General features: G+C 68.6%; 1 protein-coding gene. It reads left to right on the forward strand.

Annotation, left to right across the window (positions count from 1 at the left end; genetic code table 11):
* Window positions 1-266 precede the first annotated feature (266 nt).
* Window positions 267-539, forward strand: a 273-nt coding sequence (locus VP06_RS32775; protein WP_245291404.1) for a TetR/AcrR family transcriptional regulator, incomplete at its 3' end; no start/stop codon positions are given.

Consider the following 539-nt stretch of genomic DNA (forward strand, 5'->3'; position numbering starts at 1 on the left):
GGCCCGCCGCCTCGCCGGCAGGCCGGCCCTGCGCGTAATCGTCTCGGAACGCCATCGTCAGTCACCCGTCCTCGGGGTCGCCCCGGCACCATCCACCGAATCGGTTGACGGCTCTCGAACGACCGCGATACTAGATTGACCGAACCGTTCGGTCAATCGATCCTGTGTGCGCCGCACAAGCCCGGTCGCCGATCCGATTGATCGCCGCTGCCGCACCCCCCACATTGGCCCTCGACCGCATGGCCCGGATGATGAGCGACGCTTCCTTGAGCCCCCCGCCCGCCGACACCGACAAGCGCCGCCAGATCCTGGACGGGGCCCGCGAGGTGTTTCTCGCCAGCGGCTTCGACGGCGCCAGCATGGGGGCGATCGCCAAGGCGGCGGGCGTCTCGAAGGGCACGCTCTACGTCTATTTCGAGAGCAAGGAGGCGCTGTTCGAGGCGCTGACGATCGAGGAGAAGCGGACGCTCGCCGAGAACATCTGCCGCCTCGATCACGACGACCCCGACATCGCGGCGGTTTTGCGCCGCCTCGGCGCC

Origin of the sequence: Methylobacterium aquaticum (genome assembly GCF_001043915.1) — a bacterium.
In the GTDB taxonomy this organism is placed as follows: Bacteria; Pseudomonadota; Alphaproteobacteria; order Rhizobiales; family Beijerinckiaceae; genus Methylobacterium; species Methylobacterium aquaticum.